Origin of the sequence: Streptomyces sp. NPDC048411, assembly GCF_040704695.1 — a bacterium.
Taxonomy (GTDB): Bacteria; Actinomycetota; Actinomycetes; order Streptomycetales; family Streptomycetaceae; genus Streptomyces.
The window spans coordinates 15,691-39,239 of the sequence record NZ_JBEZKL010000013.1 but is presented as its reverse complement, the minus strand read 5'-3'; the positions used below and the strand labels follow the sequence as shown (position 1 = coordinate 39,239).

The following is a 23,549-nucleotide window of genomic DNA, read 5'->3' as shown; positions in this document are numbered from 1 at the left end:
CCGTGACGGGGGCATGGGCACGGGTTGTTCAGAGGGCGGTGAGGACGCGGGGCCCCTCGTCCGTGATCGCCACCGTGTGCTCGGCGTGCGCCGCCCGGCTGCCGTCGGAGGTGCGCAGCGTCCAGCCGTCCCGGTCCGAATGGAACGCGTCGTGCCCGCCGGCGATCAGCATCGGCTCGATCGCCAGCACCATTCCGTGCCGCAACGGCATGCCACGGCCCGGTCGCCCCTCGTTGGGGACGGCCGGGTCCTCATGCATGGAGCGGCCCACACCGTGGCCGCCGAACCCTTCCGGAATGCCGTATCCGGCGGTCCGGCAGACCGTTCCGATCGCGTGTGCGATGTCTCCGATCCGGTTGCCGACGGCCGCCGCCGCGATCCCCGCGTCCAGTGCGGCGAACGCCGTGTCGATCAGCCGGGTGTCCGCGGGCCGGGCGCGGCCGACGGTGAAGCTGACGGCCGAATCGCCGACCCAGCCGTCGAGCGTCGCGCCCGCGTCGATGCTCACCAGATCGCCGTCGCGCAGCCGCTGGTCGGTCGGGACGCCGTGCACGATCGCGTCGTTGACGGACGTGCAGATCACCGCGGGGAAGGGAGTGGGTGCGAAGTGTGGCCTGTAGTTCAGGAACGGCGACCCGGCGCCCGCCTCGCGCAGTACTCCGCGCGCCACCTCGTCGAGTTCGCGCAGCGACACGCCGACCGCCGCCGCTTCCCGTACGGCTGTCAGGACCTGGGCCACGACCCGCCCGGTCTCGCGCATCGCCTCTATGGATGTATCCGTCTTGAGTTGCACCATGCCAATTACTATACCGGTCGAAGCGGTATGAGAATAACGGCGGTACGAGAATAACGGCGGCACTAGGATGGGGGCATGGTACGAACGCCTCTCACCCCGGAAGAGCGCCTTCGCGGCGAACGGCTCGGCCGCCTGCTCCGCGAGGCGCGAGGTGCGCGCAGCATGGTCGAGATCGCCGCGAACGCCGGAATCTCCGCCGAGACACTGCGCAAGATCGAGACCGGCCGCGCCCCGACCCCCGCGTTCTTCACCATTGCGGCGCTGGCCGGCGCGCTCGGCCTCTCCATGGACGATCTGCTGATCCGCTGCGCCGGGGAACCGGGCACGGTCGTCCGGCTGGCCGGGTAGCGCCGGGCAGCCCCGGGGCAGCTCAGTCGGCGACCGCCAGCTGAATGCGGTGGTGGCGCGGTGCGTCGATCTCGTCGAGCAGTGCGATCGCCAGGTCCGGGTGCGAGATGTGTCCGGTGCCGTCGAGCACGGTGCCCACCGCGCTGCGATATCTGCCGGTGCGGGGGCCTGCCGCGTCCAGGTCCATCGGCGGCACCACCATGACCCAGTCCAGCTCCTCACCCGCCGCGCCCAGGGTCTCGAACTCGGCGACATGGCCCTGCGAGAAGACCTGGTACGCCTCCGGGAAATCCGGCGCGTCCATCACCCGTACCCCTGGCGCGGTCTCCAGCGTCGACCCGATTCCGACGGCCACCAGTCGCCGCACCCCGGCCGATCCGAGTCCCACGATCAGTGCCTGGGCCGCGGCGACGAAGTACTCGTCGGACGGGATGTCCAGCCGCGCCGACGCGTTGACCGCCGCGTCGTGGCCGGCTGCGACGGCCGCCACCGACTCGGGATCGGTGGCGTCTCCCCGTACGACCTCGATGCCCGGACCGGCAAGGTCCGGACAGCGGGCCGGGTCGCGGACCACGGCTGTCACGGTGTGCCCGCGACGGACGGCCTCCGCGACCGCCGCGCGACCGACCCGGCCACCGGCCCCGAAGACGACGATCCTGCTGCTCATGGAAGTCCCCTGTTCTCTGCTGCTGCGTACGGTCTCTGCGGTGCTGGAGCGACCGTAGGACCTGACCCCTCGGTTACTTCAAGGGAACTCGGTTACGGCCTCCCCGCGGGGGAGTGCGTTAGCGTCGGGAGGATGAGAGAACCCCTGGCCGCCGACCTGTTCGACGACCCCGACTGCGTGCAACGGGTCCAACCGTTCCGGGTCGGCGACAAATGGACCGGCATGGTGCTGCGCTGCCTGCAGGACGGCCCGCGCCGTTTCTCGGAGTTGCGAGTCCCGCTGCACCGGGTCACTCCGAAGGTCCTCACCGAGACGCTGCGGGCCATGGAGCGGGACGGCTTCCTCATCCGCACCGTCCACGACGAGCGGCCGCCGCGGGTCGAGTACGAACTGACGGCGCTGGGCCGCTCCCTGCTCGGCCCGCTCGACATGGCCTGCGCGTGGACCCGGGAGCATTTTCCGGAGCTGGTGAGCGCGCGTGCGGCGTACGTGTCCGGTGGACAGGACGCGTAGGGTCACGCCCGTGACTCCTCAGACACTCCAGGACTTCGACCGTGGCGAGTACGTCAGCCTGACCACGTACCGGAAGGACGGCACGCCCGTCGCCACGCCCGTGTGGGCGGCGGCCGACGGCGAGGAGTTGTTCATCTGGACCCGGAGCGACTCGTGGAAGGTCAAAAGGATCCGGAACAACAGCCGGGTCACGGTGACCGTCTGCGACGTGCGTGGCCGGATCGCCGACGGCGCGCCGAGCGCCGAGGGTACGGCGCGGCTGCTCGATGAGGCGGGGACGCGTGCCGTACGCGGGTTGCTGGCCCGCAAGTACACCTGGAAGTTCTGGCTGGTCGACTGGCCGGCCATGGTCGTACGCCTCGGCAGGCGGCCGCACACCGGGATCGCTGTCACCTTCTGAACGGCGGCGACGGCCGGCGGGGCGCTGTCCTGGAACGCCGCTACGGCGAGCACCGGTGGCACGGTGTGGAGCACGGTCCACGAGCCGGCACCCGAACCTGCTTTCGTGCCGGGTTGGCCTGTCGGCGTGGCATCTGCTCTCCCCGGGGGAAGGAAGAGAGAGTGTGAACCGCACGGGTACGAAACATGATCGAATCGACCGGTTCACGGCGACGGTCTTGCCCCGCCGTGTGGCGGGGCTTACGTTCTCCTCCTGTGCATCGAATCTACGTGCGTAGAAAACGCGTAGAGGCTCTCTGACGCCGCGTCGAAGGAGCAGCTCATGTCCCACGTCGTACGCGCCGCACTCGTCCAGGCGACCTGGACCGGCGACACCGAATCCATGATCGCCAAGCATGAGGAACATGCTCGCGAGGCCGCCCGGCAGGGGGCGAAGATCATCGGCTTCCAGGAGGTGTTCAACGCGCCCTACTTCTGCCAGGTGCAGGAGCCCGAGCACTACCGCTGGGCCGAGGCCGTCCCGGACGGGCCGACCGTCCGGCGGATGCAGGAGCTCGCCCGCGAGACGGGCATGGTGATCGTCGTACCGGTCTTCGAGATCGAGCAGTCCGGCTTCTACTTCAACACCGCCGCGGTGATCGACGCCGACGGTTCGTACCTCGGCAAGTACCGAAAGCACCACATCCCGCAGGTCAAGGGGTTCTGGGAGAAGTACTACTTCAAGCCCGGAAACGCCGGCTGGCCGGTCTTCGACACCGCCGTCGGCAAGGTCGGTGTCTATATCTGCTACGACCGGCACTTCCCCGAGGGCTGGCGTCAACTCGGACTCAACGGAGCCCAGTTGGTGTACAACCCGTCCGCGACCTCGCGCGGCCTCTCCAGCTACCTCTGGCAGCTGGAACAGCCCGCGTCCGCCGTGGCCAACGAGTACTTCGTCGCCGCGATCAACCGCGTCGGCCAGGAGGAGTACGGCGACAACGACTTCTACGGCACCAGCTACTTCGTCGACCCGCGCGGCCAGTTCGTCGGGGAGGTGGCCAGCGACAAGGAGGAGGAACTCCTCGTCAGGGACCTCGACTTCGGTCTCATCGAGGAAGTGCGCCAGCAGTGGGCGTTCTACCGGGACCGCCGCCCCGACGCGTACGAGGGACTGGTGGAGCCGTGAGCAGTCTGCACCACCGCCACCTCGCCGTCAGCCCCGAATGGCTCGCGCTCTACTACCGGCATCCGCTGGAGATCACCCACGGTGAGGGCCGCCACGTCTGGGACGCGGACGGCAAGCGCTACCTCGATTTCTTCGGCGGCATCCTCACCACGATGACCGCTCACGCGCTGCCCGAAGTGACGAAGGCGGTCACCGAGCAGGCCGGGCGGATCATCCACACCTCGACGCTGTACCTCAACCGGCCGATGGTCGAACTGGCCGAGCGCATCGCCACGCTGTCCGGCATCCCCGACGCCCGGGTCTTCTTCACCACCTCGGGCACCGAGGCCAACGACACGGCGCTGCTGCTCGCCACCACGTACCGCAGGTCGAACCAGATCCTCGCGATGCGCAACAGCTACCACGGCAGGTCGTTCTCGGCCGTCGCCATCACCGGCAACAAGGCCTGGTCGCCGACGAGTCTGTCCCCGCTGCAGACGCTGTATGTCCACGGCGGGGTCCGGACCCGGGGCCCGTACGCGGAACTCGGCGACGCACAGTTCATCAAGGCGTGCGTGGCCGATCTGGAGGACCTGCTCGGGCACACCCGCGGCGCCGCCGCGCTGATCGCCGAACCCATCCAGGGTGTCGGCGGGTTCACCTCCCCGCCCGACGGCCTGTTCGCGGCATTCCGCGAAGTCCTGAACCGGCACGGCATCCTGTGGATCTCCGACGAGGTGCAGACCGGCTGGGGCCGTACCGGCGAACACTTCTGGGGCTGGCAGGCGCACTCCCGGAACGGCCCGCCGGACATCCTCACCTTCGCCAAGGGCATCGGCAACGGCATGTCGATCGGTGGCGTCGTCGCCCGCGCCGACGTCATGAACTGCCTGGACGCCAACTCCATTTCGACGTTCGGCGGCTCCCCGGTCACCATGGCGGCGGGCCTCGCCAACCTGTCGTACCTGCTGGACCACGACCTCCAGGGCAACGCCCGACGCGTCGGCGGGCTGCTCATCGAGCGGCTGCGGGCGATCGGCGCGGGCTCGGAGTGCGTGCGGGAGGTGCGCGGCCGGGGCCTGATGATCGGCATCGAGCTGGTGAAACCCGGCACCGACGAGGCCAACCCGGAGGCGGCAACCGCTGTGCTCGAAGCGGCCCGCGAGGGCGGGCTGCTCATCGGCAAGGGCGGCGCGCACAACACCAGCGTGCTCCGGATCGCCCCGCCGCTGTCGCTGTCCATCGCCGAGGCGGAGGAGGGCGCGGAGATCCTCGCCGCCGCACTGCGGGCGGTGGGGTGACGCGACGGGGGTGTGCGGGCCGGTCGGTCGTGCCTGTGTAGCTTGGCCGCCATCACACCGTTCCTATCCAGTGCGCATGAGTGAGTGCTGGACCCACTGCTGTGTACTGGGCGCATCCCGAACGGTGTTGGATGCACTGGGTTCCCGCTTTCGCGTCCCGCTCGGCGACGGCCCTCCAAGGGGCCGGTCCGTCGCGGGTGGGCGGGTTCCCTCACGCCCCCGGGTGCCTGGTCCGGCCTGGGCGGTCCGATGCCCCGCACGATCACTCCGGTCGTGTGGGGGCGGTGCCGTCCGACGCCGGACCGGGTGCCCGAGGGCGCGTCGTCCGATCGCGATACCGGCGGCATCGTGACGGGACATCTTTCGGCGTGGGGTGACCAGTGGCTTCTGCCAGTGCTGGGCACCCCACAGGGAGGTGTAGGCGGGGTCGACCGCGACAATGCTCAGGCCGTGTTCGGCGGCCATGGAGATGAGCCGGGCCTTGAGCCTGCCGGTCGGCATGCCGGAGATGAGACGCCGGAACCGCTTCCGGCGGCCGTGCTTCTCACGGGTCTTCTCGGCGGTGAAGTCGAGGTCTTCGATCCCGATCGCGGCGACACCGACACGCCCCGCCCAGCGGATCAACCGGGTCAGCGCGTGGCGGATCTGTGCGTCGCGGTGGCCGGCGGTTCCGGACAGGTCATAGGGGAAGCGGTGCGGGTCACCGATCGGGTTGCCGTGCCGGTCGAGCCGGTAGGCGGCGAAGTGGTCGGCGTTGGTGTCGACACCGATCATGCCCCGGGCACGGGCGGTGGCCAACGGGATGGTCTTCACGACGGGGCGCTGCCAGGACGCGGTGAGGTACCAGCGGCCACGCCGGGTGTCGAGGTGGATGCGGTAGGCGACGGCCCGGTTCGCTTCGATGCGGTCGGCCCACTCCGCGCCCCGGTGCGCGAAGGCTATACGGGAGGTGAGGATGTACCGGCCGTGCTTGGCATTGGCCAGGTGCGCGAGCGGGACGGGCAGTTTGATGGACACTTCGCCGTCCGGGGTGACGCGGATCGTCTCGTTCCCGAACCGCTTCCCCGACTCGCCATCGGCACCGACGAACCAGCGCCCCGCCTCCCAGCGTTCCCGCCACTGCTCCTCGGTGAGCTGGGCCTGGGTGAGGTGGTGGCGGGTGTTGAGGAGACGTCTACCGCCCCGCACCACCCGCACCCGCCCGGCCTGCCACTCGGAGACGGCAGCCGCGTGCCGGTCTTCCAGCGCCGCGAGGCGACGGGACTTGCGGAACCACTCGCCCTTGGACCGGTAGCCGCCCGCCGCGCGCTTGGTGCCCTTCTCCCCGAGCGGGAGGGACAGGCGGTGCCGCAGCATGTTGATCCCGGCTGCCAGTGTCTGGATATGTGCCGCCTGGCAGCGGCGCGCGAGCGCCCATTGATCGTGCGTGGCCTTGGTGATCGCACCGGCGATCCGCGACGACGACAGTGCCGTCAGGTCCCGCTTGCGTGCCGCCCACGTATCGGTGCTGTGATCGTGTCCGTCCGCACAGCGGGCCTTGAGGTCACGGGAAGCGAGCGCACCCTGATGCTCACCGACCGCGCGCAGCACCTTCTCGTCCTGGGACGTGAGGTGCTTGAGACGGTCCCGGACCGCCACCCCGCAAGGCCCGGGCACCACGAAGGATGCGGCCAACTTCCGCACACCACCCACCACATCACCCCCTCCCACCAGGCCGGGCACCTGCCACCCAGCCCAACGAGCAACGCCCGCCAAGGTCACCCATTCGGCCCCAGAACTTCCGCTCCCACCCCACGAACCCGCCGACAGGACTCACTCCCGCTCACCACAACCCACTTCAGTGCAGCAAACCGGCAGCAGTTCGCAACCCCCGTTCACCGGCTCAGGAGCTCCACCATGTCTGAGACCCCCTCCCGTCCACTGCCCGCCCCGGTTGTCTCGCTCGCCGACACCGAAGCCGTATGGGCCGTCGTCACCGGCATGTACGAGGCGTACGACGCGGGCGATCGCGCCAGGATCGACGCCGTGCTTGACCCCGAGGCGACCATCTGGGACTCCGCCGCCGATCCGCTGCTGTTCGGCAGAACCGACCTCGACCGGATCCGTGACGCCCGCCCCGCCGCCGGTGAGGGCCCGCAGGAGACCGGCCTGACCGCGTACGACTGGACCGTCGACGTGTTCGAGGACGTCGCGGTCCTGCGTTACTGGCTGCGGGTCGGCTTCGCCCCTGCCGCCGACGGCACCCCGAACCGCCCGGAGCTGGTCCGGAACACCGTGATCCTGCACCGGACCGGCGAGTCCTGGCGGATCGTCCACCTGCACGAGGACGTGCGGCAGGCGGGCCCCACCAGCTGATCCAGTGCGCCGCGCACCGACGGGCCGGCTGCCCGGTGCGCGGCGCACAGCTCCCGGCCGGTCAGCCCTTGTGACCAGTGGGGCGAGTGAGCTCCAGGGTGCGGACCGGGTCGAGCTCGCCGTAGTACCCGAGGTGCTGGTAGTGCACGTCGGTGACGGTGAGGGTGGCCTCGGCGTTGCCCTGCTGCACGGTCGTCCGGAAGCGGACGGAGCCGTCCTCCTTCGTCGTGCCGGTCAGCTTCTGCACCCGGTTGCCGTACCGCAGCTCGGCGACGACCTTCGCACCCCGCACCGGTACGCCCTGCGCGGTCCTCACCACGCCATCCGCGGTGACCTTCTACGGGGCGCCTTCGGCGACGGCGATGCGCTCCCACCTCCGTGGAGAGGTCGCCTGCGCCTCCCCGGCCCGGATGTCGTCATCCACCCGAAGGAGGGCACCATCGCCCCCGGCGCCGACGTGGATGTCGTCATCCACCACCCGCAGCCGAGGGCGGGCGTGGTGTGACCAGGCAGTCGCGATCGGCCGCATGACGGCGACGCGACTGCGGCTACGACATCGACCGCGTCGCCTCGCGCTGGTGGGGGATCGTGACCGGCGTCGCTCCCGGCTGCACGGTCACGGTGCGCGTCGGAGCGGGGACCGTGATGCCCTCGGCCCGGAATCGCTCGTGCAGGCGCTTGATGAACTCGTGCTTGATCCGGTATTGGTCGCTGAACTCGCCGACCCCCAGAATGACCGTGAAGTTGATCCTGGAGTCCCCGAACGTGTGGAACCGGACAGCCGGTTCGTGGTCGGGGACGGCGCCGGTGATGTCGGTCATCACGTTCTCGACGACTTCGGTCGTGACGCGCTCGACGTGTTCGAGGTCGCTGTCGTAGCCGACACCCACCTGGACCGTGATCGAAAGTTGCTGTTCCGGCCGGTTGAAGTTGGTCATGTTGGTGCCGGCGAGCCGGGCGTTCGGGATGATCACGAGGTTGTTCGACAACTGACGCACCACGGTGTTCCGCCAGTTGATGTCGACGACATAGCCCTCCTCGCCGCTGCTGAGCCGGATGTAGTCGCCGGGCTGCACCGTCTTCGAAGCGAGGATGTGCACGCCCGCGAACAGATTGGCCAGGGTGTCCTGCAGCGCCAGAGCGACCGCCAGACCGCCCACGCCCAGCGCGGTGAGCATAGGCGCGATGGAGACGCCCAGCGTCTGGAGCATGACCAGGAAGCCCATCGCCAGCACCACGACGCGCGTGATGTTGACGAAGATCGTGGCCGATCCGGCCACCCCCGACCTGGACTGCGCCACGGACCGCACCAGGCCGGTGATCACCCGGGCCGCCGTGAGCGTCGCGGCCAGGATGAGCAGAGCGGTCAGCGTCATATTGACGTGGTGCCCGACTCTGGCGGTCAGCGGAAGCGCCGTGGCTGCCGCCGCCGCGCCGGCGGCCAGCGCAGCCCAGGGGGCCAGGGTCCGCAAGGCGTCGACGATGACGTCGTCACCGCTCCATCGCGTCCTGCTGGCTCGTTCTCCCAGCCATCGCAGCGTCACGCGCAGCAGGAGGCCCGCTGCGATGCCGGCAGCCACCGCAATACCGGCGACGATCAAGTCGTGCAGAGTGAGGGCCCGGTTCACCGCTGCACCCCCGCGGTCCGGGGAACACGACTGATGGGGGGAACCGCCGCCGTTTCCGGGCGCCGGACGGGATGCTTCGTCACCGTTTTACCTGTTCGATTCTCGGGTGTGCGATTCGCGTCGGGAGACACGGATGTGCGGACGGGGATCCGACGTGATCGCCCATCCTGCCGTACGCGTTCGAAAGCGCCGCGGCTGACCCTGCATCGGCTCCACGCAGGGCGGACATACTGATGGCAGCTCAAAGTGCGAGAGCGCGGGGCCTTCCTGCGGTTTGTACCGATGTATACGACGAGACGCGGCGCCGGCTTTGGGCCGACGGTGTACGGCATGCCCGGAAACGGAAACGTCTTCAGCGGTTGGCCGCAGCGGTATTGCCACAGTGGGTAACCCACTTCTACGTTCTTCACCACGCACCACGTCTACGTGCGTAGACCCATTCCGCCAGAGTGAGGAGGGGTACATGAGCCGCACCGTCATCCACGGCGGCCTCGTCGTCACCGCGTCCGACGAACTCCACGCCGACGTACTCATCGAGGGCGGCCGCGTCGCCGCGCTCGCCGCGCACGGCACCGACGCGGCCACGGGCTGGACCGCCGACCGGACCATCGACGCCACCGGCAAGTACGTCATCCCGGGCGGTGTCGACGCGCACACGCACATGGAGATGCCGTTCGGCGGCACCTACGCCGCCGACACCTTCGAGACCGGGACCAGGGCTGCCGCCTGGGGCGGCACCACCACGATCGTCGACTTCGCCGTCCAGACCGTGGGGCGCGCGGTCCGCGAAGGACTCGACGCCTGGTATGCGAAGGCCGACGGCAACTGCGCCATCGACTATGCCTTCCACATGATCCTCTCCGATGTGAACGAGTCCTCGCTCAAGGAGATGGACCTCCTCGTCTCGGAGGGCGTCACGTCCTTCAAGCTGTTCATGGCGTACCCCGGTGTCTTCTACAGCGACGACGGCCAGATCCTGCGCGCCATGCAACGGGCCGCAGGGAACGGCGGGCTGATCATGATGCACGCCGAGAACGGCATTGCGATCGATGTCCTCGTCGAACAGGCACTGGCCGCGGGCCGCACCGACCCGCGCTACCACGGCGACGTCCGCAAGGTGGCACTGGAGGCCGAGGCCACTCACCGTGCCATCCAGCTCGCCCGGGTCGCCGGATCCCCGCTGTACGTCGTGCACGTCTCCGCCGACGAGGCCGTCGCCGAGCTGGCGGCCGCCCGCCACAAGGGACTTCCGGTCTTCGGTGAGACCTGCCCGCAGTACCTCTTCCTCTCCACCGACAACCTTGCCGAGCCGGACTTCGAGGGCGCGAAGTACGTCTGCTCCACCCCGCTGCGGCCCAAGGAGCACCAGGAGGCGCTCTGGCGCGGCCTGCGGAACAACGAGCTCCAGGTCGTCTCCACCGACCACTGCCCGTTCTGCTTCTCCGGCCAGAAGGAGATGGGGCGCGGCGACTTCTCGAAGATCCCGAACGGCATGCCCGGCGTGGAGAACCGGATGGACCTCCTCCACCAGGCGGTCGTGGACGGCCACATCTCCCGCCGCCGCTGGATCGAGATCGCCTGCGCCTCCCCGGCCCGGATGTTCGGCCTCTACCCGAAGAAGGGCACCATCGCCCCGGGCGCCGACGCCGATGTCGTCATCTACGACCCGCACGCCGAGCAGACCCTCTCCGCCGAGACGCACCACATGAACGTCGACTACTCGGCGTACGAGGGAAAGCGCATCACCGGACAGGTCGAGACCGTTCTTTCGCGCGGCGAAGTCGTCATCGACCGGCGGAAGTTCACCGGGCGCGCCGGCCACGGCATCTACACCCCGCGCGCCACCAGTCAGTACCTGGACTAGGGCGTGTTTCGAACGTCCCGCCTGCCAGGCGACGCCTGGCACGCACGCTCGCTGCGTTGTCGGGCTCGCCCCGATACGCCCAGTATCGGGGCGACCCTCCGCCTTGCGATCGCACGCACCAGACGCCGCCAGGCCCGCCCTACGGGCGGACGACGCTACTTTCGAAACACGCCCTAGAAGGGGTGGCCGGCCGGTTCGCGGCGGACCGTCGTCCAGCGCAGGTCGGTGAAGGCCTCGAGGTTGGCCTCGCCCCCGAAGCGCGCCCCGGTGCCTGACGCGGCGATGCCACCGAAGGGTGCGACCGCCTCGTCGTTCACCGTCTGGTCGTTGATGTGCGCGATGCCCGTCGGGATCCGGTCGGCGAGTTCCAGGCCGAGGGCGGTGTCGCGGGTGACGATGCCCAGCGAGAGTCCGTACGGGCTGTCGGCGGCCAGTGCCGCGGCCTCATCCAGGGTGTCGAAGGACCGCACAGGGGCGACCGGACCGAAGACCTCCTCCGCGTAGGCGGGTGTCCGGTCGTCGACGTGGGTGAGGACGGTGGGCCGGTAGAACAGGTCGCGGTGGGTGCCGCCCGCCGCGAGCTTCGCGCCCCGTGCGGTGCTCGACTCGACCAGCCGGTGGATCTTGCCGAGTTGGCCGCGGTCGATGACCGGGCCGAGGTGGACCTGCTCACGGTGCGGGTCGCCGACAACCAGCGCGTCCGCCTTCGCGGCGAGCCGCTCGACGTACTCGTCGTGCAGCGAGGCGTGGACGAGGTGGCGACCGGTGGTCATGCAGATCTGGCCCTGGTGGAAGAAGGAGCCCCAGGTCGCCTGCGCCACAGCGCCCTCAAGGTCGGCGTCCTCCAGGACGACGAGGGCGGAGTTGCCACCGAGTTCGAGGTGCACACGCTTGAGGAGCCGCCCGGCAGCCTCGCCGACGGCGCGGCCCGCCGTGGTGGAGCCGGTGAAGGAGATGACCGGGACGCGAGGTTCGGCGACGAGCGCCTGTCCGGCCTCGGCGCCGCCGGGCAGGACATGCAGGAGGTTCTCGCCGAGTCCGGCCTCGGCGAAGACTGCGGCGAGTGAGAGCCCGCCGCAGACCGCGGTGCGCGGGTCGGGCTTGAGAAGCACCGCGTTGCCGAGGGCCAGTGCGGGCGCGACGGACCGGATGGAAAGGATCAACGGCGCGTTGAACGGGGCGATGACGCCGACCACCCCGACCGGGACCCTGCGGGTGTAGGAGAGCCGCTGGTCCTCGCTGGGCAGGACCTGACCGGCCGGCCGGGAGGCGAGCGCGGCGGCTTCGTAGCACTCCTGGGCGGCGACGTGGAGCTCGAAGTCGGCCTTGCCGGGGATCGATCCGGACTCCCGTACGAGCCATTCGCGCAGCTCGTCCGCGTGGGCGGTGAACAGGTCACCGGCCCGGCGCAGGACGGCCGCGCGCACGAAGTGCGGGGTGCGGGCCCAGGCGGACTGGGCGGCGGCCGCGGCCTCGGCGGCTGCCGCGATGTCCTCGGGCGCGGCGAGGGTGACGTGTCCGAGGACTTCTCCGGTGGCGGGCTCGACGACATCCGACTCACCCCCCGCGAGTGTGCGGGACTGCCAGGCTTTGGGGTCGAGCAGGGACATGAAGACTCTCCAGTCGATCGGTTCGAGGGGTGGTCCCATGCGGTGGGGCGCGCGGGGTGTGCGGCCGCGGCCTCGCGGTACCGCGCGATCCGGCGCAGCCGTGCGAGCTGCGTTCGGCCATCGAACGTGATCTCGCCCGGTTGAACCTGCAACATCGTAGTCACGCCGCACCGATCGAAAAGGGAATTGATCGAACTGCTGCTCCCTTTTGCATGCGCGGAACGGTACGGATGTCACGCGCGAGCGGGTTTCCCAACTCCAGCCTTATGCAAGACAGTTGTCAGCACGGATGGTCAGCTGTCGTCGGCCCGCTCCGAGATCCTGACCGAGAGCCCGTAGTCCAGTTCGGCACCGTCGACAAGGAGGGCCTCCACAGTGCGGGTCGCCGGATCGATGTCCGCCACCATGCCCTCCCCGGCGTACCGAGGGTAGCCCGACGCCCCCGTCTCGCCGGTGGCTGTCACGATGGCGGAGCGAATAGGGGCGCCGGCGGGCCGGACACCGCCGGCACCGGCGGACTCGGGGGTTCCGGAGGCCTCCGAGGCGCCCTTGGCCTTCGGGGCCTCAGTGGGGCCTTCGGTGAACTCGGGGACCAGCAGGATCTCGTAACTCTGCGGATGGTTCATGGTCATGACGCTAAGCAAGCGACGCGCGACGCGCACGTTGCCGCGCTGAACCCCCTCAGCTGGACTCGCGGGGGATCGCCCGCGCCCTCAGCAGGTCATGGCGCTCCGGCTGGCCTCCCGGATGCCGCACCAGCCGGTCGACAATGTCCGCCAGCGGCTGCGACGTGGCCAGTTCCATCCGCACACTGCTCAGCCGGGGCCTCAGCAGCCTGCCGAGCAGCAGGTCATCGGCGCCCACCACGGCCGTCTCGCCCGGTATCTCGATGCCCGCGTCCTGGAGGGCCCGCATCAGGAGCATCGCGTAGGCGTCGTTGTACGCGAACACGGCGTCGAGTCCGAGCGTGCGCCACCGGGCGGCGAGCGCGCCGGCCGACTCCTCGTCGTACCGCAGGGGCAACGGTTCGATGAGGGCTCCGCCATCGGCCGCCACCCGCCGGGCTCCGGACAGCCTCGGTTCGGCGAACAGGTCGAGGCCCGGTTCCTCGGGCATGACGACGCCGATCCGGCGTCGTCCGCGTTCCAGCAGATGTCCGGTCGCGCAACTGCCGACCTCTCGCTGGTCCATGACCAGGGCGTGGGCGTCGTCCACCGGTTGCGGGCCGAGCGTGATCACCGCCTTGGCGCCGGAGCGCCGCAGTACGGCTATGCCCTGCGGTGTGAGCGCGACCCCGCCGGGTGCGATCACGGCGACGGGACGGAGTTCGGCCCAGGCCCGGGCGGCGTCGTCGGCGCCCAGTCCGAGGCTTCCGTGCTGGACCACGGTGTAGTCGAGGCGGCGCAGCCCGGATTCGAGTTCGTGGAGGAAGCGGTGGTGGAGCGGACCGATCGGGTGGTTCCCGGTGGGCATCAGCACCGTCCGGGTGTGTCCGGCGCGCAGGCTCCGGGCCGCCGCGTGCGGCACATAGCCGAGTTCGGAGGCCGCCTCCCTGACCCGGCGGCGAGTGGGCTCGCTGATCTGGACGGTCGGGTTGTTGTTGAGTACGTACGACACGGTGGCCCGTGAGACCCCGGCGAGCCGCGCCACGTCGGCGCTGGTCGGGACGGGGCCTTCGGTGGGCTGCTTGGGTAACTGGCTCATGGCGTCGGGCAGTCTTCCAGACCGCTTGGAGGTGGGTACGCTCCGGGGCATGGATGACTCGTCGATGGTGGGGCTGCTCGGCAGGGTGACGGGGACGGTGGGGCCGGGCTGGTCGGTGAGGTGATCGTATCGATCCGTGGGGGCGCCGAGCACTTCCTCGCCCATCCCGCCTCGCCGGGGGCCCGTATCGAGCCGGGGACGGTGGTGACGGTGATCGAGTATCTGCCGCCGCGCACGGTCTATGTGGCTCCTGCTTAAGACAGTTGAGGTGTGTGAAGGACCGGCGTTCCGGGTGCGGCAGTCAAGATTGCGGCAAGGTTGCGCACACCTCTTCTCCGCCGTCGCGCACAGGAGAAGACTCCCTCTGTTCAGCAGTACCGACGGGGTACTGCGACAAGGGCGCGCATGCCGATGGTCATCGGCGTCACGGCGGGTCTCGTACTCGCTGCCATCACTGTGTTGATCGGCCTGTTGAGGCTCGTACGCCTACCACAACTCGGGCCGGAGGCACGACGGTTCCTCTGCCACGCTTGTTGAGGTGCGCCACGATGGCGGGCCACGCGTCGGCGTCCCACAGGCGCGATTGCCAGGGGTGACCGATTCCCTCACTCTTTCCTTTTGGGCTGGCGCTGGCCGAGTCGACCCGGGCCAAGGGACTGGCCGAGGCCGAAGCGATCAAGGGGTGTGTCGCCGCCCTCGCCGAAAATCAGGAAGCCGTTGTCGCCCAGCAGTTGGCAGAGAAGTGGCCGGAGATCGTCGAGGCGGGCGCGGGTGCCTTCAGCAGTGTGGACCACATGGTGCTGCTGAACGGCGCCGACGGGATGTCGGAGATGTTCGCGAAGGCGCTGACGATGGGTGGCACGGGGCTGGGTCTGGCCCGGCAGCTGCTGTCCGCGATGAGCGAGAAGGGCGAGACGGCAGGATCCTCGGCGCCGGTCAACGGTGTCACGCCCGCCGTGCCGCCGTCGCCGCGCAAGGAGCGCATTCCGGTGACGGATGATCAAGAGGGGAGCACACCCTCCTGACCGCTCCCGGTAGGTGTGGCCGGTCCTCGTCCGTCAGCCACGGGCGAGGACCGGCCGCTGTTCCGGGCCCTCGACATGCCGCGCCCACAGTTCCGTTTCGGCCACCCCGCGCCGACGCAGCACCGGCAGACGGCGCCGCCGGCCCTGGCGCCGCGGGTGGCCGGCGTGGCAGAGGGCGCTCCGGCAGGCGCGCTCCTGTTCCGGTGGGGCAGCTGGACGAACGCGGCGACGAGGGCCGGCCCTGAACCTTCGGTTGACGTCGAGACCGGTGAGTATGAGGGCGCTGACGCCCCGGCAGGCGCGGCCTGGAGAACGGCGCCACGACCAGTCCGGCGGCCGCACACCGTGCCCTGCGCCCGGAACGCCGGGCACGGGCGTGCGAGCGTGCCGAGGGGTGCGCCACACACGTCCGCGGGCGCGTGTCCGACGACCACGGTCCGATACTGCTGCCCGTGCGGCGGGCCCGGTCCACGGAACGGGCCGGACAGCCCCTACGGTGTTCCGATGACCATCCCTCACCGTTCAGACAGCACGTACCTCTCGGACTCCACCCGCGCCGCCGACGGCCCGGCCGACTTCCCTGGGCGCTCAGGCCCCGCCGCGACCGCCGAGGCGAACCCGCACGACGTGGGCCCGGTCCGCACCTCGTACGCGCCCGACCGCGACGGCGATCCCGACCCCGGCGAAATCGTCTGGACCTGGGTGCCCTTCGAGGAGGACGACGGGCGCGGCAAGGACCGCCCGGTACTGGTGGTGGCCCGGGAGGCGGCGGGAACGCTGCTCGCCGTGCAGCTCTCCAGCAAGCAGCACGACCGGGACCGCGAGTGGGTGGCCCTCGGCGCCGGGCCGTGGGACAGCTCCGGCCGACCGTCCTGGGTCGATCTGGACCGGGTGCTGCGGGTGCATGAGGATGGGATGCGGCGCGAGGCGTGTGCGCTGGACCGGGACCGGTTCGATCTGGTCGCCGGCCGCCTGCGGGAGCGTTACGGCTGGAACTGACTAACGGAGCCGGGAGGCGGCCCTTGCGGCTGACGTTGACCCCACTGGCTCAACGTCACCGTGTCGGTCGGTGTCCACCCCTCTGGCTCAACGGCAGGGTCAGGGAGTGTCCGGGCCGGACGGCCGCAGCCCTTTTTCGAACGCGCGAGCGAATGCGGTACGCGTGGCCGATTCGGGATCGCGGTCGAGGACACCGAAGACGATCTGCTCGAAGTGCCCGGCGAACCGGCCCCCGTCGGTGAGCAGCGCGCGGAAGGCACCTGCCACCTCCGCCGGATCGTTGCGGAACACGCCGCAGCCCCAGGCACCGAGCACCAGCCTGCGGTATCCGCGCACCGCAGCGACCTCCAGCACCCGTTCGGCGCGGGACGCGAGCGCGGCGGGGATGCGAGGGGCGTCCTCGGGGGTCCGGCTGCGGATCACTCCGGCGTTGGGTGCGGGCGAGGTGAGGAAGCCCACGGTGTACGGGATCTCCAGCAGCCGCCCCCGGTCGTCGCGGAACACCGGTACGCCGGGTGAGTGGATGACCCGGTCGGTGTAGAAGGCGCTGCGTTCGGAGCGGTGGTGGCCGTAGTGGCCGGGGGCGCGCAGCAGGGTGGCATAGAGCGCCGAGCTGCGGCAGAGCGCTTCCTCCTGGGCCTGCGCGCCGTTGAGATAGCCGCCGCCGGGGTTGCGGGCGGAGCCGAAGTTCAGCACGGCGACCTTGTCGGGCCCTTCGCCCGTCATCCGGCGCGCCGCCTGCAGGCTGCTCTCGCCGGTGACCTCGACAACCGTGGTGCGGTCGGAGTCCAGAACGGCGACGGGCACCGGCTCGGGCCCGTACAGCCGGATCCCGGAGAGCGCGGCGGCCAGAGCACGCTCGATACTCACCTCACGCCCCGCGGGTGTGCGGTAGAACCCCTGCTCGACGATGGTCTCGGTCTCTCTTGCGATGGCGCGAAGCCGTGCGCTCATCAATACTCCCCCGTGTGGTGCATACGGGGCATGGTCGGTGCTTCCGAGGCCCGGATGCAACCGAATTCCTGTCGCGCAAGGGCCCTCTTGTGCGATCTCCCGGCACGGGTTTGGGTGGTACGGACGCACCGAAGAAGGAGGCCCCGGAATGTCACCGGACGCACCTGTCGGCCACGGTCCGGCCGAGTACGACCTCCCCCTCGGCGAGGGGGAGGCGGAGGATTTGCTGCGATGTATCTGCTTCAAGACGGGCCCGCCCCGCGCGGTCGGTGTCGAGCTCGAATGGCTCATCCACGACCGTGACCATCCCCGGACCCCGGTCCCGCACGACCGTCTCCACGCGGCTGTCGCCGCTGTACGCGCGCTGCCGCTGAGTGCGGCACTCACCTTCGAACCCGGCGGCCAGCTGGAGCTCAGCTCGCGCCCCGCCGACTCCCTGACGGCCTGCGTCGATGCCATGACCACCGATCTGGCCGCCGTACGTGCCGCGCTCGACGCGGAGGGCCTCGCGCCGGTCGGTGTCGGCGTCGACCCCTGGCATCCGCCGCACCGTCTGCTGCACGAGCCCCGCTACGACGCCATGGAGGTCTCGCTCGACCGGTCGGGTACGGCCGGCCGCGCCATGATGTGCACCACCGCGTCCGTCCAGGTCTGTCTGGACGCCGGCGAGGAGGAGCCGGGGCCACTCGGCTACGGGCGGCGCTGGCAGCTGTCGCATCTGCTGGGTGCGGTGCTGGTGGCGGCGTTCGCCAACTCGCCGTACCGGCACGGCCGGCCGACGGGGCTGCGGTCCACCCGCCAGTCGATCTGGGCGGATCTCGATCCGGTACGGAGTCTGGCGCCGCCGGGCCATCTGGCCCCGCGCGACGCCTGGGCCACGCATGTGCTCGACACCCCGGTGATGTGCATACGGGGCGGCGAGGGGCCATGGGCCGTCCCGGAGGATCTGACCTTCCGCGACTGGATCCGTACGGGCGCGCCACGGCCGCCGGTGCGCTCCGATCTCGACTACCACATCAGCACGCTCTTTCCGCCGGTGCGCCCGCGCGGACATCTCGAACTGCGCATGATCGACGCGCAGCCGGGTGACGACGGATGGCTCGTGCCGCTCGCCGTCACCACCGCTCTGTTCGACGATCCGGGGGCCGCCGAGACCGTGTACCGCACCGTCAAGCCGCTGGCCGAGACGGCGGGCCCGCAGTCGGCACCCCGCAACCCGCTCTGGACCGGCGCCGCCCGTGACGGCCTCGCCGACCCCGAACTGCGGGCGGTGGCCGCCGTCTGCTTCCAGCTGGCCCGCGAAGCGCTGCCCCGGATGGGCGCGAGCGAGGCCGTGCAGGAGGCGGTGGCGAATTTCCACGACCGTTATGTCGCCCGGGGACGATGTCCGGCCGATGATCTGTCCGGACTGCTGTCGAGGCCGGCGGTGCATGCGATGCCCGCGGTGGCGCTCCGTCCGGAACCGGGAAGGAAGGCAGGCTCATGACCCACTCCCCCACCCCCTCGGCCACCGGCCTGGACACCGAGGTGCTCCGCCGGCGCGCTCTTGCGGCGCTCCTCGCCGCGCGGGAACGCACCACGCTCCTCACCGACAGCGTGGACGACCATGAACTGACCGCCCAGCATTCACCGTTGATGTCGCCCTTGGTGTGGGATCTCGCGCACATCGGCAATCAGGAGGAGCTGTGGCTGCTACGGGGCGTCGCCGGGCGGGAGCCGATGCGGCCCGAGATCGACGGGCTGTACGACGCCTTCGAACATCCGCGGGCCAGCCGTCCGTCCCTGCCGCTGCTGCCGCCCGCCGAGGCCCGCTCCTACGCGGCGGAGGTACGGGGCCGGGCCCTGGACATCCTCGACAGCACCGCCCTGACCGGCGGCCGCCCGCTCGTGGACGCGGGCTTCGCCTTCGGGATGATCGCCCAGCACGAACAGCAGCACGACGAGACGATGCTGATCACTCATCAGCTGAGGTCGGGTCCGGCCGTACTCACCGCACCGGAACCGCCGCGGCCCACCGACGCGGCCGCCTTGCCCGCCGAGGTCCTGGTGGCCGGCGGCCCGTTCACCATGGGAACGTCCACCGAACCCTGGGCCCTCGACAATGAACGGCCCGCCCATGTGCGCGACGTCCCCGCTTTCCTCATCGACACGACACCCGTCACCTGCGGCGCGTACGAGCGTTTCATCGAGGACGGCGGCTACACCGAACGGCGCTGGTGGGCGCCGGAGGGGTGGGCCATGGTCCGCGAGCACGGGCTGACCGCCCCACTCTTCTGGCACCGGGACGCCGGGCAGTGGCTGCGCCGCCGGTTCGGGGTGACCGAGCCGGTGCCCGCCGACGAGCCGGTGCTCCATGTGAGCTGGTACGAGGCGGACGCGTACGCCCGCTGGGCGGGGCGCAGACTGCCCACCGAAGTCGAGTGGGAGAAGGCGGCGCGCCACGACCCGGGCTCGGGCCGCTCGCGCCGCTACCCGTGGGGCGACGAGGACCCGACCCCGGACCGGGCCAATCTGGGCCAGCGCCATCTGCGTCCGGCGCAGGCGGGCGCGTACGCGGCGGGTGAATCGCCTCTCGGCGTACGTCAGTTGATCGGCGATGTGTGGGAGTGGACGTCGAGCGACTTCCTCTCCTATCCGGGCTTCGCGGCGTTCCCGTACCGGGAGTACTCGGAGGTGTTCTTCGGGCCCGACCACAAGGTCCTGCGCGGTGGTTCGTTCGCCGTGGACGCGGTGGCCTGCCGGGGCACGTTCCGCAACTGGGATCTGCCGGTGCGGCGCCAGATCTTCTCCGGATTCCGGACCGCGAGGGGTCTCTGATGTGCCGTCATATTGCTTATGTCGGGCCACCGGTTGCGCTCGGAGCGGTGCTGGCGCAGCCGTCCCGCGCGTTGGTCCGGCAGTCCTGGCAGCCCCGGCAGCAGAAGTACGGGACCGTCAACGCGGACGGTTTCGGGGTGGGCTGGTACGCGGACGGCGACCCGGTGCCCGGTCGCTACCGGCGCCAGGGGCCCATCTGGGCCGACTTGTCCTTCGCCGATCTGGCCAGGGTGGTGCGGAGCACGGCACTGCTGGCCGCCGTACGCGACGCCACCGAGCCGGGGGCGGACGGCGAGGCGGCGGCCGCGCCGTTCGCCTCGGGCCGGCTGCTGTTCAGCCACAACGGTGCGGTGAAGGGATGGCCCGGATCGCTGGCGCCGCTCGCCGCCGCGCTGCCCCCGGCCGATCTCCTCACCCTCACCGCCCGCTGCGACTCCGCCCTGGTCTGGGCACTCGTGCAGCACCGGATCGCCCAGGGGGACGACATACCGCAGGCCGTCGCGGACATCGTGGGCGAGATCGCGGAGGCGGCGCCCGGTTCGCGGCTGAACCTGCTGCTCACCGACGGCACCACCATCGTGGCGACGGCCTGGGGAGACACCCTCTGGTACCTCACCGAGCCGGGCCGCAGCGCGGTCGTGGCCTCGGAGCCGTACGACGACGATCCGCACTGGCGCACGGTCCCCGACCGCACCCTGCTTGTCGCGACCTGCACCGACGTCCTGCTCACCCCGCTCAAGGAGCCAACCGAGTGAGTCCCATTCAGCTGACCCGCACCCTGCCGGCGGACGCGACGGACGCGGCGCTGCGCGCCGATGTGCTGCACGGCTTGACCCGGCACCCGAAGACCCTGCCGCCCAAGTGGTTCTACGACGCACACGGCAGTGAGCTGTTCGAGGAGATCACCCGGCTGCCCGAGTACTACCCGACCCGCGCCGAGCGGGAGATCCTGGTCGCCCGCGCGTCCGGGATCGCCACGGCATCCGGGGCACAAACCCTGGTCGAACTGGGTTCCGGCTCGTCGGACAAGACCCGGCATCTGCTGGATGCGCTGCCCGCGTTGCACAGCTATGTGCCGGTCGACGTGAGCGAGAGCGCGCTGCGCGGCGCGGCCGGGACCCTGCTCGCGGAGCGGCCGGACCTGTCGATCCACGCGCTGATCGCCGACTTCACCGATGAGCTCACCCTGCCGGACACGCCGGGCCCGCGGCTCGTCGCGTTCCTGGGCGGCACGATCGGCAATCTGCTGCCGGACGAGCGGGCGGTGTTCCTGAAGTCGGTACGGTCGCTACTCTCGCCCGGCGACTCGCTGCTGCTCGGCACCGATCTGGTGAAGGACGAGGAGACGCTCGTCGCGGCGTACGACGACGCGGCCGGGGTCACCGCGGCGTTCAACAAGAACGTACTGACGGTCGTCGACCGGGAGTTGGGGGCTGACTTCGACCCGGCGGACTTCGACCATGTGGCGCTGTGGGACCCGAAGCGGGAGTGGATCGAGATGCGTCTGCGGGCCCGCAGAACGCTCACGGTGAAGATCCCGGAATTGGATCTGGTGGTGCCGTTCACGGCGGGTGAGGAGCTGCGTACGGAGATCTCGGCGAAGTTCCGCAAGGAGGGGATCCGGAGCGAACTCGCCTCGGCCGGCCTCACGTTGACTCAGTGGTGGACGGACTCAGCGGACCGGTTCGCGGTGTCGCTGGCCACGGCGGTCTGAGCGGTACGGGCAAGAGCACGGCGGCCGGGACGGGTGCCCGCGGGGATCGGCGGCAGGACGCGGATCTCGGCGGTCAGCCCGGCCGCCGTGACCACCCGCCACAGCGAGGCGGTGAGTGGATCGTCACCGACGAACGCGGCGGCACCGGCCACCCGCCCGTCCGTCCGCGCGGTGCGGTAGGTGATGCGTACCGGACGGACCGCGGCGTCCGCGTCGATCGCCGCCTGGAACACAGCGGGCCGGAACCGGCCACCGGATCCACGGCCGCACCAGGTGCTGCCTTCGGGGAAGACCACCACCCGTGACCCGCCGCGCAGTGCCCCCGCGATGGTGCGCACGGTCGTGGGCAGTGCCCGCAGCCGGTCGCGCTCGACGAACAGCGTGCCGCCGAGCGCGGCGAGCGGGCCGAGTACCGGCCAGCGCCGGATCTCGCTCTTGGCGAGCATCCGGCCTGGGAACACGGCGGCGACGAGCGGGATGTCCAGCCATGAGATGTGGTTGGCGACGACCAGCGCACCGGGAGCACCGGCGCGATCCGCCCCGGCCGTCGGCGCAGGGTCGCCGGTCACCTGAACCCGTACTCCGAACGCCCGCACGACGGCGTACGCCCACCACCGGATCAGCCGGTCGCGCTGCCGCGCGCCGAGGAGCAGCACGGGAGCGGCGCACACCGCGCCGGCGAGGACGAGGGTGCACCCGGCGAGCAGCAGGGCCGTGGCCGGGAGGGCGCCGCGCACCGGGCCGTCGTGACCGGCGCAGGCGTGCGGCGTACAGGGCGCGGTGGGCAGCCAGGCGCTCATGTCAGCGGGGCGAGCGACAGGAAGTGGCGCAGGTAGCGCGGGTCGGTGCGGCGCAGCGAGAGCAGGACGTAGAGGTCGGCGACGTTGAAGTCGGGGTCGTGTGCGGGCGCCCCGCAGACCCAGGCACCGAGCCGGAGGTAGCCACGGAGCAGCGGCGGGAGGGCGGCGAGTCCGGTGCGCGCGCGGGTCCCGGCGGCTCCGCCGGGAGGGGTGGTGGCATGGGGCTGCCAGAGGCGGTGCGGGGTGACCCAGTACTCCTCGGGGGCCAGGTACTTCGCCCGTACGGTGTCCCAGGAGTTTGCGGCCAGAACGCCGCCGTCGGCCAGGGGTATCGAGCAGCAGCCGGCCAGCCAGTTGCGCCCGCTGCGCTCCATGTAGCGGGCGAGCCCCGCCCAGATGAGGGCGATGACGGCGCCGTCCCGGTGGGCCGGGTGGACGCAGGAGCGGCCCACCTCGATCATGTCGTCGCGGATCGGTCCGAGCCGGCCGAGATCGAATTCGCTCTCCGCGTAGAGACGTCCGGCGACGCGGGCCCGGTCGGGCGGCAGGAGACGGTAGGTGGCGATGACGTCGCCGGTCGCGAGTTCCCGTACCAGCAGGTGATCGCAGTACGCGTCGAAGGCGTCGCTGTCCAGACCGGGTTCCGGCCCGTCCAGCCGGGCGCCGAGTTCACCGGCGAAGACCTGGTGGCGCAGCCGCTGGGCGGCCCGCACCTCGTCCTGGGTGACGGCGAGGGAGACGCGGTAGAGCGGCGGCGCGGGAGCTGCGGACCGTGCCGGGGCGGGCTGCTCCGGCGCGACGGAGGTGGATGTGAGAGGGCCGGCGACGAGCGGAGAGGTGGGCAGCGCGTTCATGGCGGTCTCCGGGGACGGATCGGCAAGGGCGACTGCCGGGCTGCCGCACTGCTGCGA

The 23,549-nt window shown here is 70.7% G+C and carries 23 protein-coding genes and 2 pseudogenes; 14 read left to right on the top strand and 11 right to left on the bottom strand.

All coding sequences use genetic code 11. The annotated features are described in order from the left end of the window. Nucleotides 1–28: 28 nt before the first annotated feature. Nucleotides 29–796, bottom strand: coding sequence for a type I methionyl aminopeptidase (gene map / locus AB0915_RS07660; protein ID WP_366690199.1), 768 nt, complete (start codon nucleotides 794–796; stop codon nucleotides 29–31). A gap of 75 nt (nucleotides 797–871) precedes the next feature. Here map and AB0915_RS07655 point away from each other — a divergent pair, with 75 nt between their 5' ends. Next, nucleotides 872–1,144: a helix-turn-helix transcriptional regulator gene (locus AB0915_RS07655; RefSeq protein WP_366690198.1), complete on the top strand. Its 273-nt coding sequence runs from the start codon at nucleotides 872–874 to the stop codon at nucleotides 1,142–1,144. Between the two features lie 22 nt (nucleotides 1,145–1,166). Here AB0915_RS07655 and AB0915_RS07650 read toward each other — a convergent pair whose 3' ends face one another. After that, the gene (locus AB0915_RS07650) at nucleotides 1,167–1,811 is read right to left on the bottom strand and encodes an NAD(P)H-binding protein (RefSeq protein WP_366690197.1); all 645 of its coding nucleotides are present in this window, start codon (nucleotides 1,809–1,811) and stop codon (nucleotides 1,167–1,169) included. 132 nt (nucleotides 1,812–1,943) lie between these two features. Between AB0915_RS07650 and AB0915_RS07645 the strand changes: the two genes are divergently transcribed. From AB0915_RS07645 to AB0915_RS07630, 4 genes are all read left to right on the top strand, one after another. Next, on the top strand, nucleotides 1,944–2,324 hold the full coding sequence (locus AB0915_RS07645; RefSeq protein ID WP_366690196.1) for a helix-turn-helix domain-containing protein: 381 nt from the start codon (nucleotides 1,944–1,946) through the stop codon (nucleotides 2,322–2,324). 10 nt (nucleotides 2,325–2,334) lie between these two features. Next, complete coding sequence (locus AB0915_RS07640; RefSeq protein WP_366690195.1) at nucleotides 2,335–2,724, top strand: PPOX class F420-dependent oxidoreductase; 390 nt, start codon at nucleotides 2,335–2,337, stop codon at nucleotides 2,722–2,724. A gap of 321 nt (nucleotides 2,725–3,045) precedes the next feature. Beyond that, complete coding sequence (locus AB0915_RS07635; RefSeq protein WP_266979781.1) at nucleotides 3,046–3,888, top strand: nitrilase-related carbon-nitrogen hydrolase; 843 nt, start codon at nucleotides 3,046–3,048, stop codon at nucleotides 3,886–3,888. Continuing rightward, on the top strand, nucleotides 3,885–5,168 hold the full coding sequence (locus AB0915_RS07630; protein WP_366690194.1) for an aspartate aminotransferase family protein: 1,284 nt from the start codon (nucleotides 3,885–3,887) through the stop codon (nucleotides 5,166–5,168). Before AB0915_RS07635 ends, AB0915_RS07630 begins: the two co-directional genes overlap by 4 nt. Before the next feature lie 63 nt (nucleotides 5,169–5,231). Here the strand turns inward: AB0915_RS07630 and AB0915_RS07625 are convergent, their stop codons facing one another. Further along, entirely contained in the window at nucleotides 5,232–6,860 is a 1,629-nt protein-coding gene (locus AB0915_RS07625) for an IS200/IS605 family accessory protein TnpB-related protein (protein WP_366690250.1), read from the bottom strand. A 204-nt stretch (nucleotides 6,861–7,064) separates the two neighbouring features. On the opposite strand from AB0915_RS07625, the gene AB0915_RS07620 reads away from it, so the two are divergent. Beyond that, the gene (locus AB0915_RS07620; RefSeq protein WP_366690193.1) at nucleotides 7,065–7,523 is read left to right on the top strand and encodes a nuclear transport factor 2 family protein; all 459 of its coding nucleotides are present in this window, start codon (nucleotides 7,065–7,067) and stop codon (nucleotides 7,521–7,523) included. Between the two features lie 61 nt (nucleotides 7,524–7,584). On the opposite strand, the gene AB0915_RS07615 is transcribed toward AB0915_RS07620, so the two are convergent. Next, on the bottom strand, nucleotides 7,585–7,839 hold the full coding sequence (locus AB0915_RS07615) for a hypothetical protein (protein ID WP_366690192.1): 255 nt from the start codon (nucleotides 7,837–7,839) through the stop codon (nucleotides 7,585–7,587). 232 nt (nucleotides 7,840–8,071) lie between these two features. After that, nucleotides 8,072–9,151, bottom strand: a complete 1,080-nt coding sequence (locus tag AB0915_RS07610) for a mechanosensitive ion channel family protein (RefSeq protein ID WP_366690191.1) — start codon at nucleotides 9,149–9,151, stop codon at nucleotides 8,072–8,074. 463 nt (nucleotides 9,152–9,614) lie between these two features. Between AB0915_RS07610 and hydA the strand changes: the two genes are divergently transcribed. Further along, a complete protein-coding gene (hydA, locus tag AB0915_RS07605; protein WP_366690190.1) occupies nucleotides 9,615–11,015 on the top strand; it encodes a dihydropyrimidinase in 1,401 nt (466 codons plus the stop codon). Nucleotides 11,016–11,188: 173 nt separating this feature from the next. On the opposite strand, the gene AB0915_RS07600 is transcribed toward hydA, so the two are convergent. The 3 genes from AB0915_RS07600 to AB0915_RS07590 all read right to left on the bottom strand — a co-directional run bounded on the left by AB0915_RS07600 (nucleotide 11,189) and on the right by AB0915_RS07590 (nucleotide 14,329). After that, complete coding sequence (locus AB0915_RS07600; RefSeq protein ID WP_366690189.1) at nucleotides 11,189–12,625, bottom strand: aldehyde dehydrogenase family protein; 1,437 nt, start codon at nucleotides 12,623–12,625, stop codon at nucleotides 11,189–11,191. A 293-nt stretch (nucleotides 12,626–12,918) separates the two neighbouring features. Then, nucleotides 12,919–13,251: a hypothetical protein gene (locus AB0915_RS07595; RefSeq protein WP_366690188.1), complete on the bottom strand. Its 333-nt coding sequence runs from the start codon at nucleotides 13,249–13,251 to the stop codon at nucleotides 12,919–12,921. A gap of 55 nt (nucleotides 13,252–13,306) precedes the next feature. Continuing rightward, entirely contained in the window at nucleotides 13,307–14,329 is a 1,023-nt protein-coding gene (locus AB0915_RS07590) for a LacI family DNA-binding transcriptional regulator (protein ID WP_366690187.1), read from the bottom strand. 49 nt (nucleotides 14,330–14,378) lie between these two features. On the opposite strand from AB0915_RS07590, the pseudogene AB0915_RS07585 reads away from it, so the two are divergent. The 3 genes and pseudogenes from AB0915_RS07585 (at nucleotide 14,379) to AB0915_RS07575 (ending at nucleotide 16,353) form a co-directional block, all read left to right on the top strand. Beyond that, nucleotides 14,379–14,587: pseudogene (locus tag AB0915_RS07585) on the top strand (hypothetical protein). A 362-nt stretch (nucleotides 14,588–14,949) separates the two neighbouring features. Continuing rightward, nucleotides 14,950–15,354: pseudogene (locus AB0915_RS07580) on the top strand (flotillin domain-containing protein); the annotation flags it as partial. Between the two features lie 504 nt (nucleotides 15,355–15,858). Then, complete coding sequence (locus tag AB0915_RS07575) at nucleotides 15,859–16,353, top strand: type II toxin-antitoxin system PemK/MazF family toxin (RefSeq protein ID WP_366690186.1); 495 nt, start codon at nucleotides 15,859–15,861, stop codon at nucleotides 16,351–16,353. 99 nt (nucleotides 16,354–16,452) lie between these two features. Here the strand turns inward: AB0915_RS07575 and AB0915_RS07570 are convergent, their stop codons facing one another. After that, nucleotides 16,453–17,307: a TIGR02452 family protein gene (locus AB0915_RS07570; RefSeq protein ID WP_366690185.1), complete on the bottom strand. Its 855-nt coding sequence runs from the start codon at nucleotides 17,305–17,307 to the stop codon at nucleotides 16,453–16,455. Nucleotides 17,308–17,455: 148 nt separating this feature from the next. On the opposite strand from AB0915_RS07570, the gene egtA reads away from it, so the two are divergent. The 4 genes from egtA to egtD are packed head-to-tail and all read left to right on the top strand — an operon-like array spanning nucleotide 17,456 to nucleotide 21,838. Continuing rightward, entirely contained in the window at nucleotides 17,456–18,793 is a 1,338-nt protein-coding gene (gene egtA / locus AB0915_RS07565) for an ergothioneine biosynthesis glutamate--cysteine ligase EgtA (RefSeq protein ID WP_366690184.1), read from the top strand. Then, nucleotides 18,790–20,124, top strand: coding sequence for an ergothioneine biosynthesis protein EgtB (gene egtB / locus AB0915_RS07560; RefSeq protein WP_366690183.1), 1,335 nt, complete (start codon nucleotides 18,790–18,792; stop codon nucleotides 20,122–20,124). Before egtA ends, egtB begins: the two co-directional genes overlap by 4 nt. Continuing rightward, nucleotides 20,124–20,879 (top strand): ergothioneine biosynthesis protein EgtC, encoded by a 756-nt coding sequence (gene egtC / locus AB0915_RS07555; protein WP_366690182.1) that lies wholly within the window; start codon nucleotides 20,124–20,126, stop codon nucleotides 20,877–20,879. Before egtB ends, egtC begins: the two co-directional genes overlap by 1 nt. Continuing rightward, nucleotides 20,876–21,838 (top strand): L-histidine N(alpha)-methyltransferase, encoded by a 963-nt coding sequence (gene egtD, locus AB0915_RS07550; protein WP_366690181.1) that lies wholly within the window; start codon nucleotides 20,876–20,878, stop codon nucleotides 21,836–21,838. Before egtC ends, egtD begins: the two co-directional genes overlap by 4 nt. On the opposite strand, the gene AB0915_RS07545 is transcribed toward egtD, so the two are convergent. Next, a complete protein-coding gene (locus tag AB0915_RS07545; protein WP_366690180.1) occupies nucleotides 21,781–22,638 on the bottom strand; it encodes a lysophospholipid acyltransferase family protein in 858 nt (285 codons plus the stop codon). The two genes, egtD and AB0915_RS07545, sit on opposite strands and share 58 nt — an antisense overlap. Further along, nucleotides 22,635–23,492, bottom strand: coding sequence for a GNAT family N-acyltransferase (locus AB0915_RS07540; protein ID WP_366690179.1), 858 nt, complete (start codon nucleotides 23,490–23,492; stop codon nucleotides 22,635–22,637). Before AB0915_RS07540 ends, AB0915_RS07545 begins: the two co-directional genes overlap by 4 nt. Nucleotides 23,493–23,549: the final 57 nt, after the last annotated feature.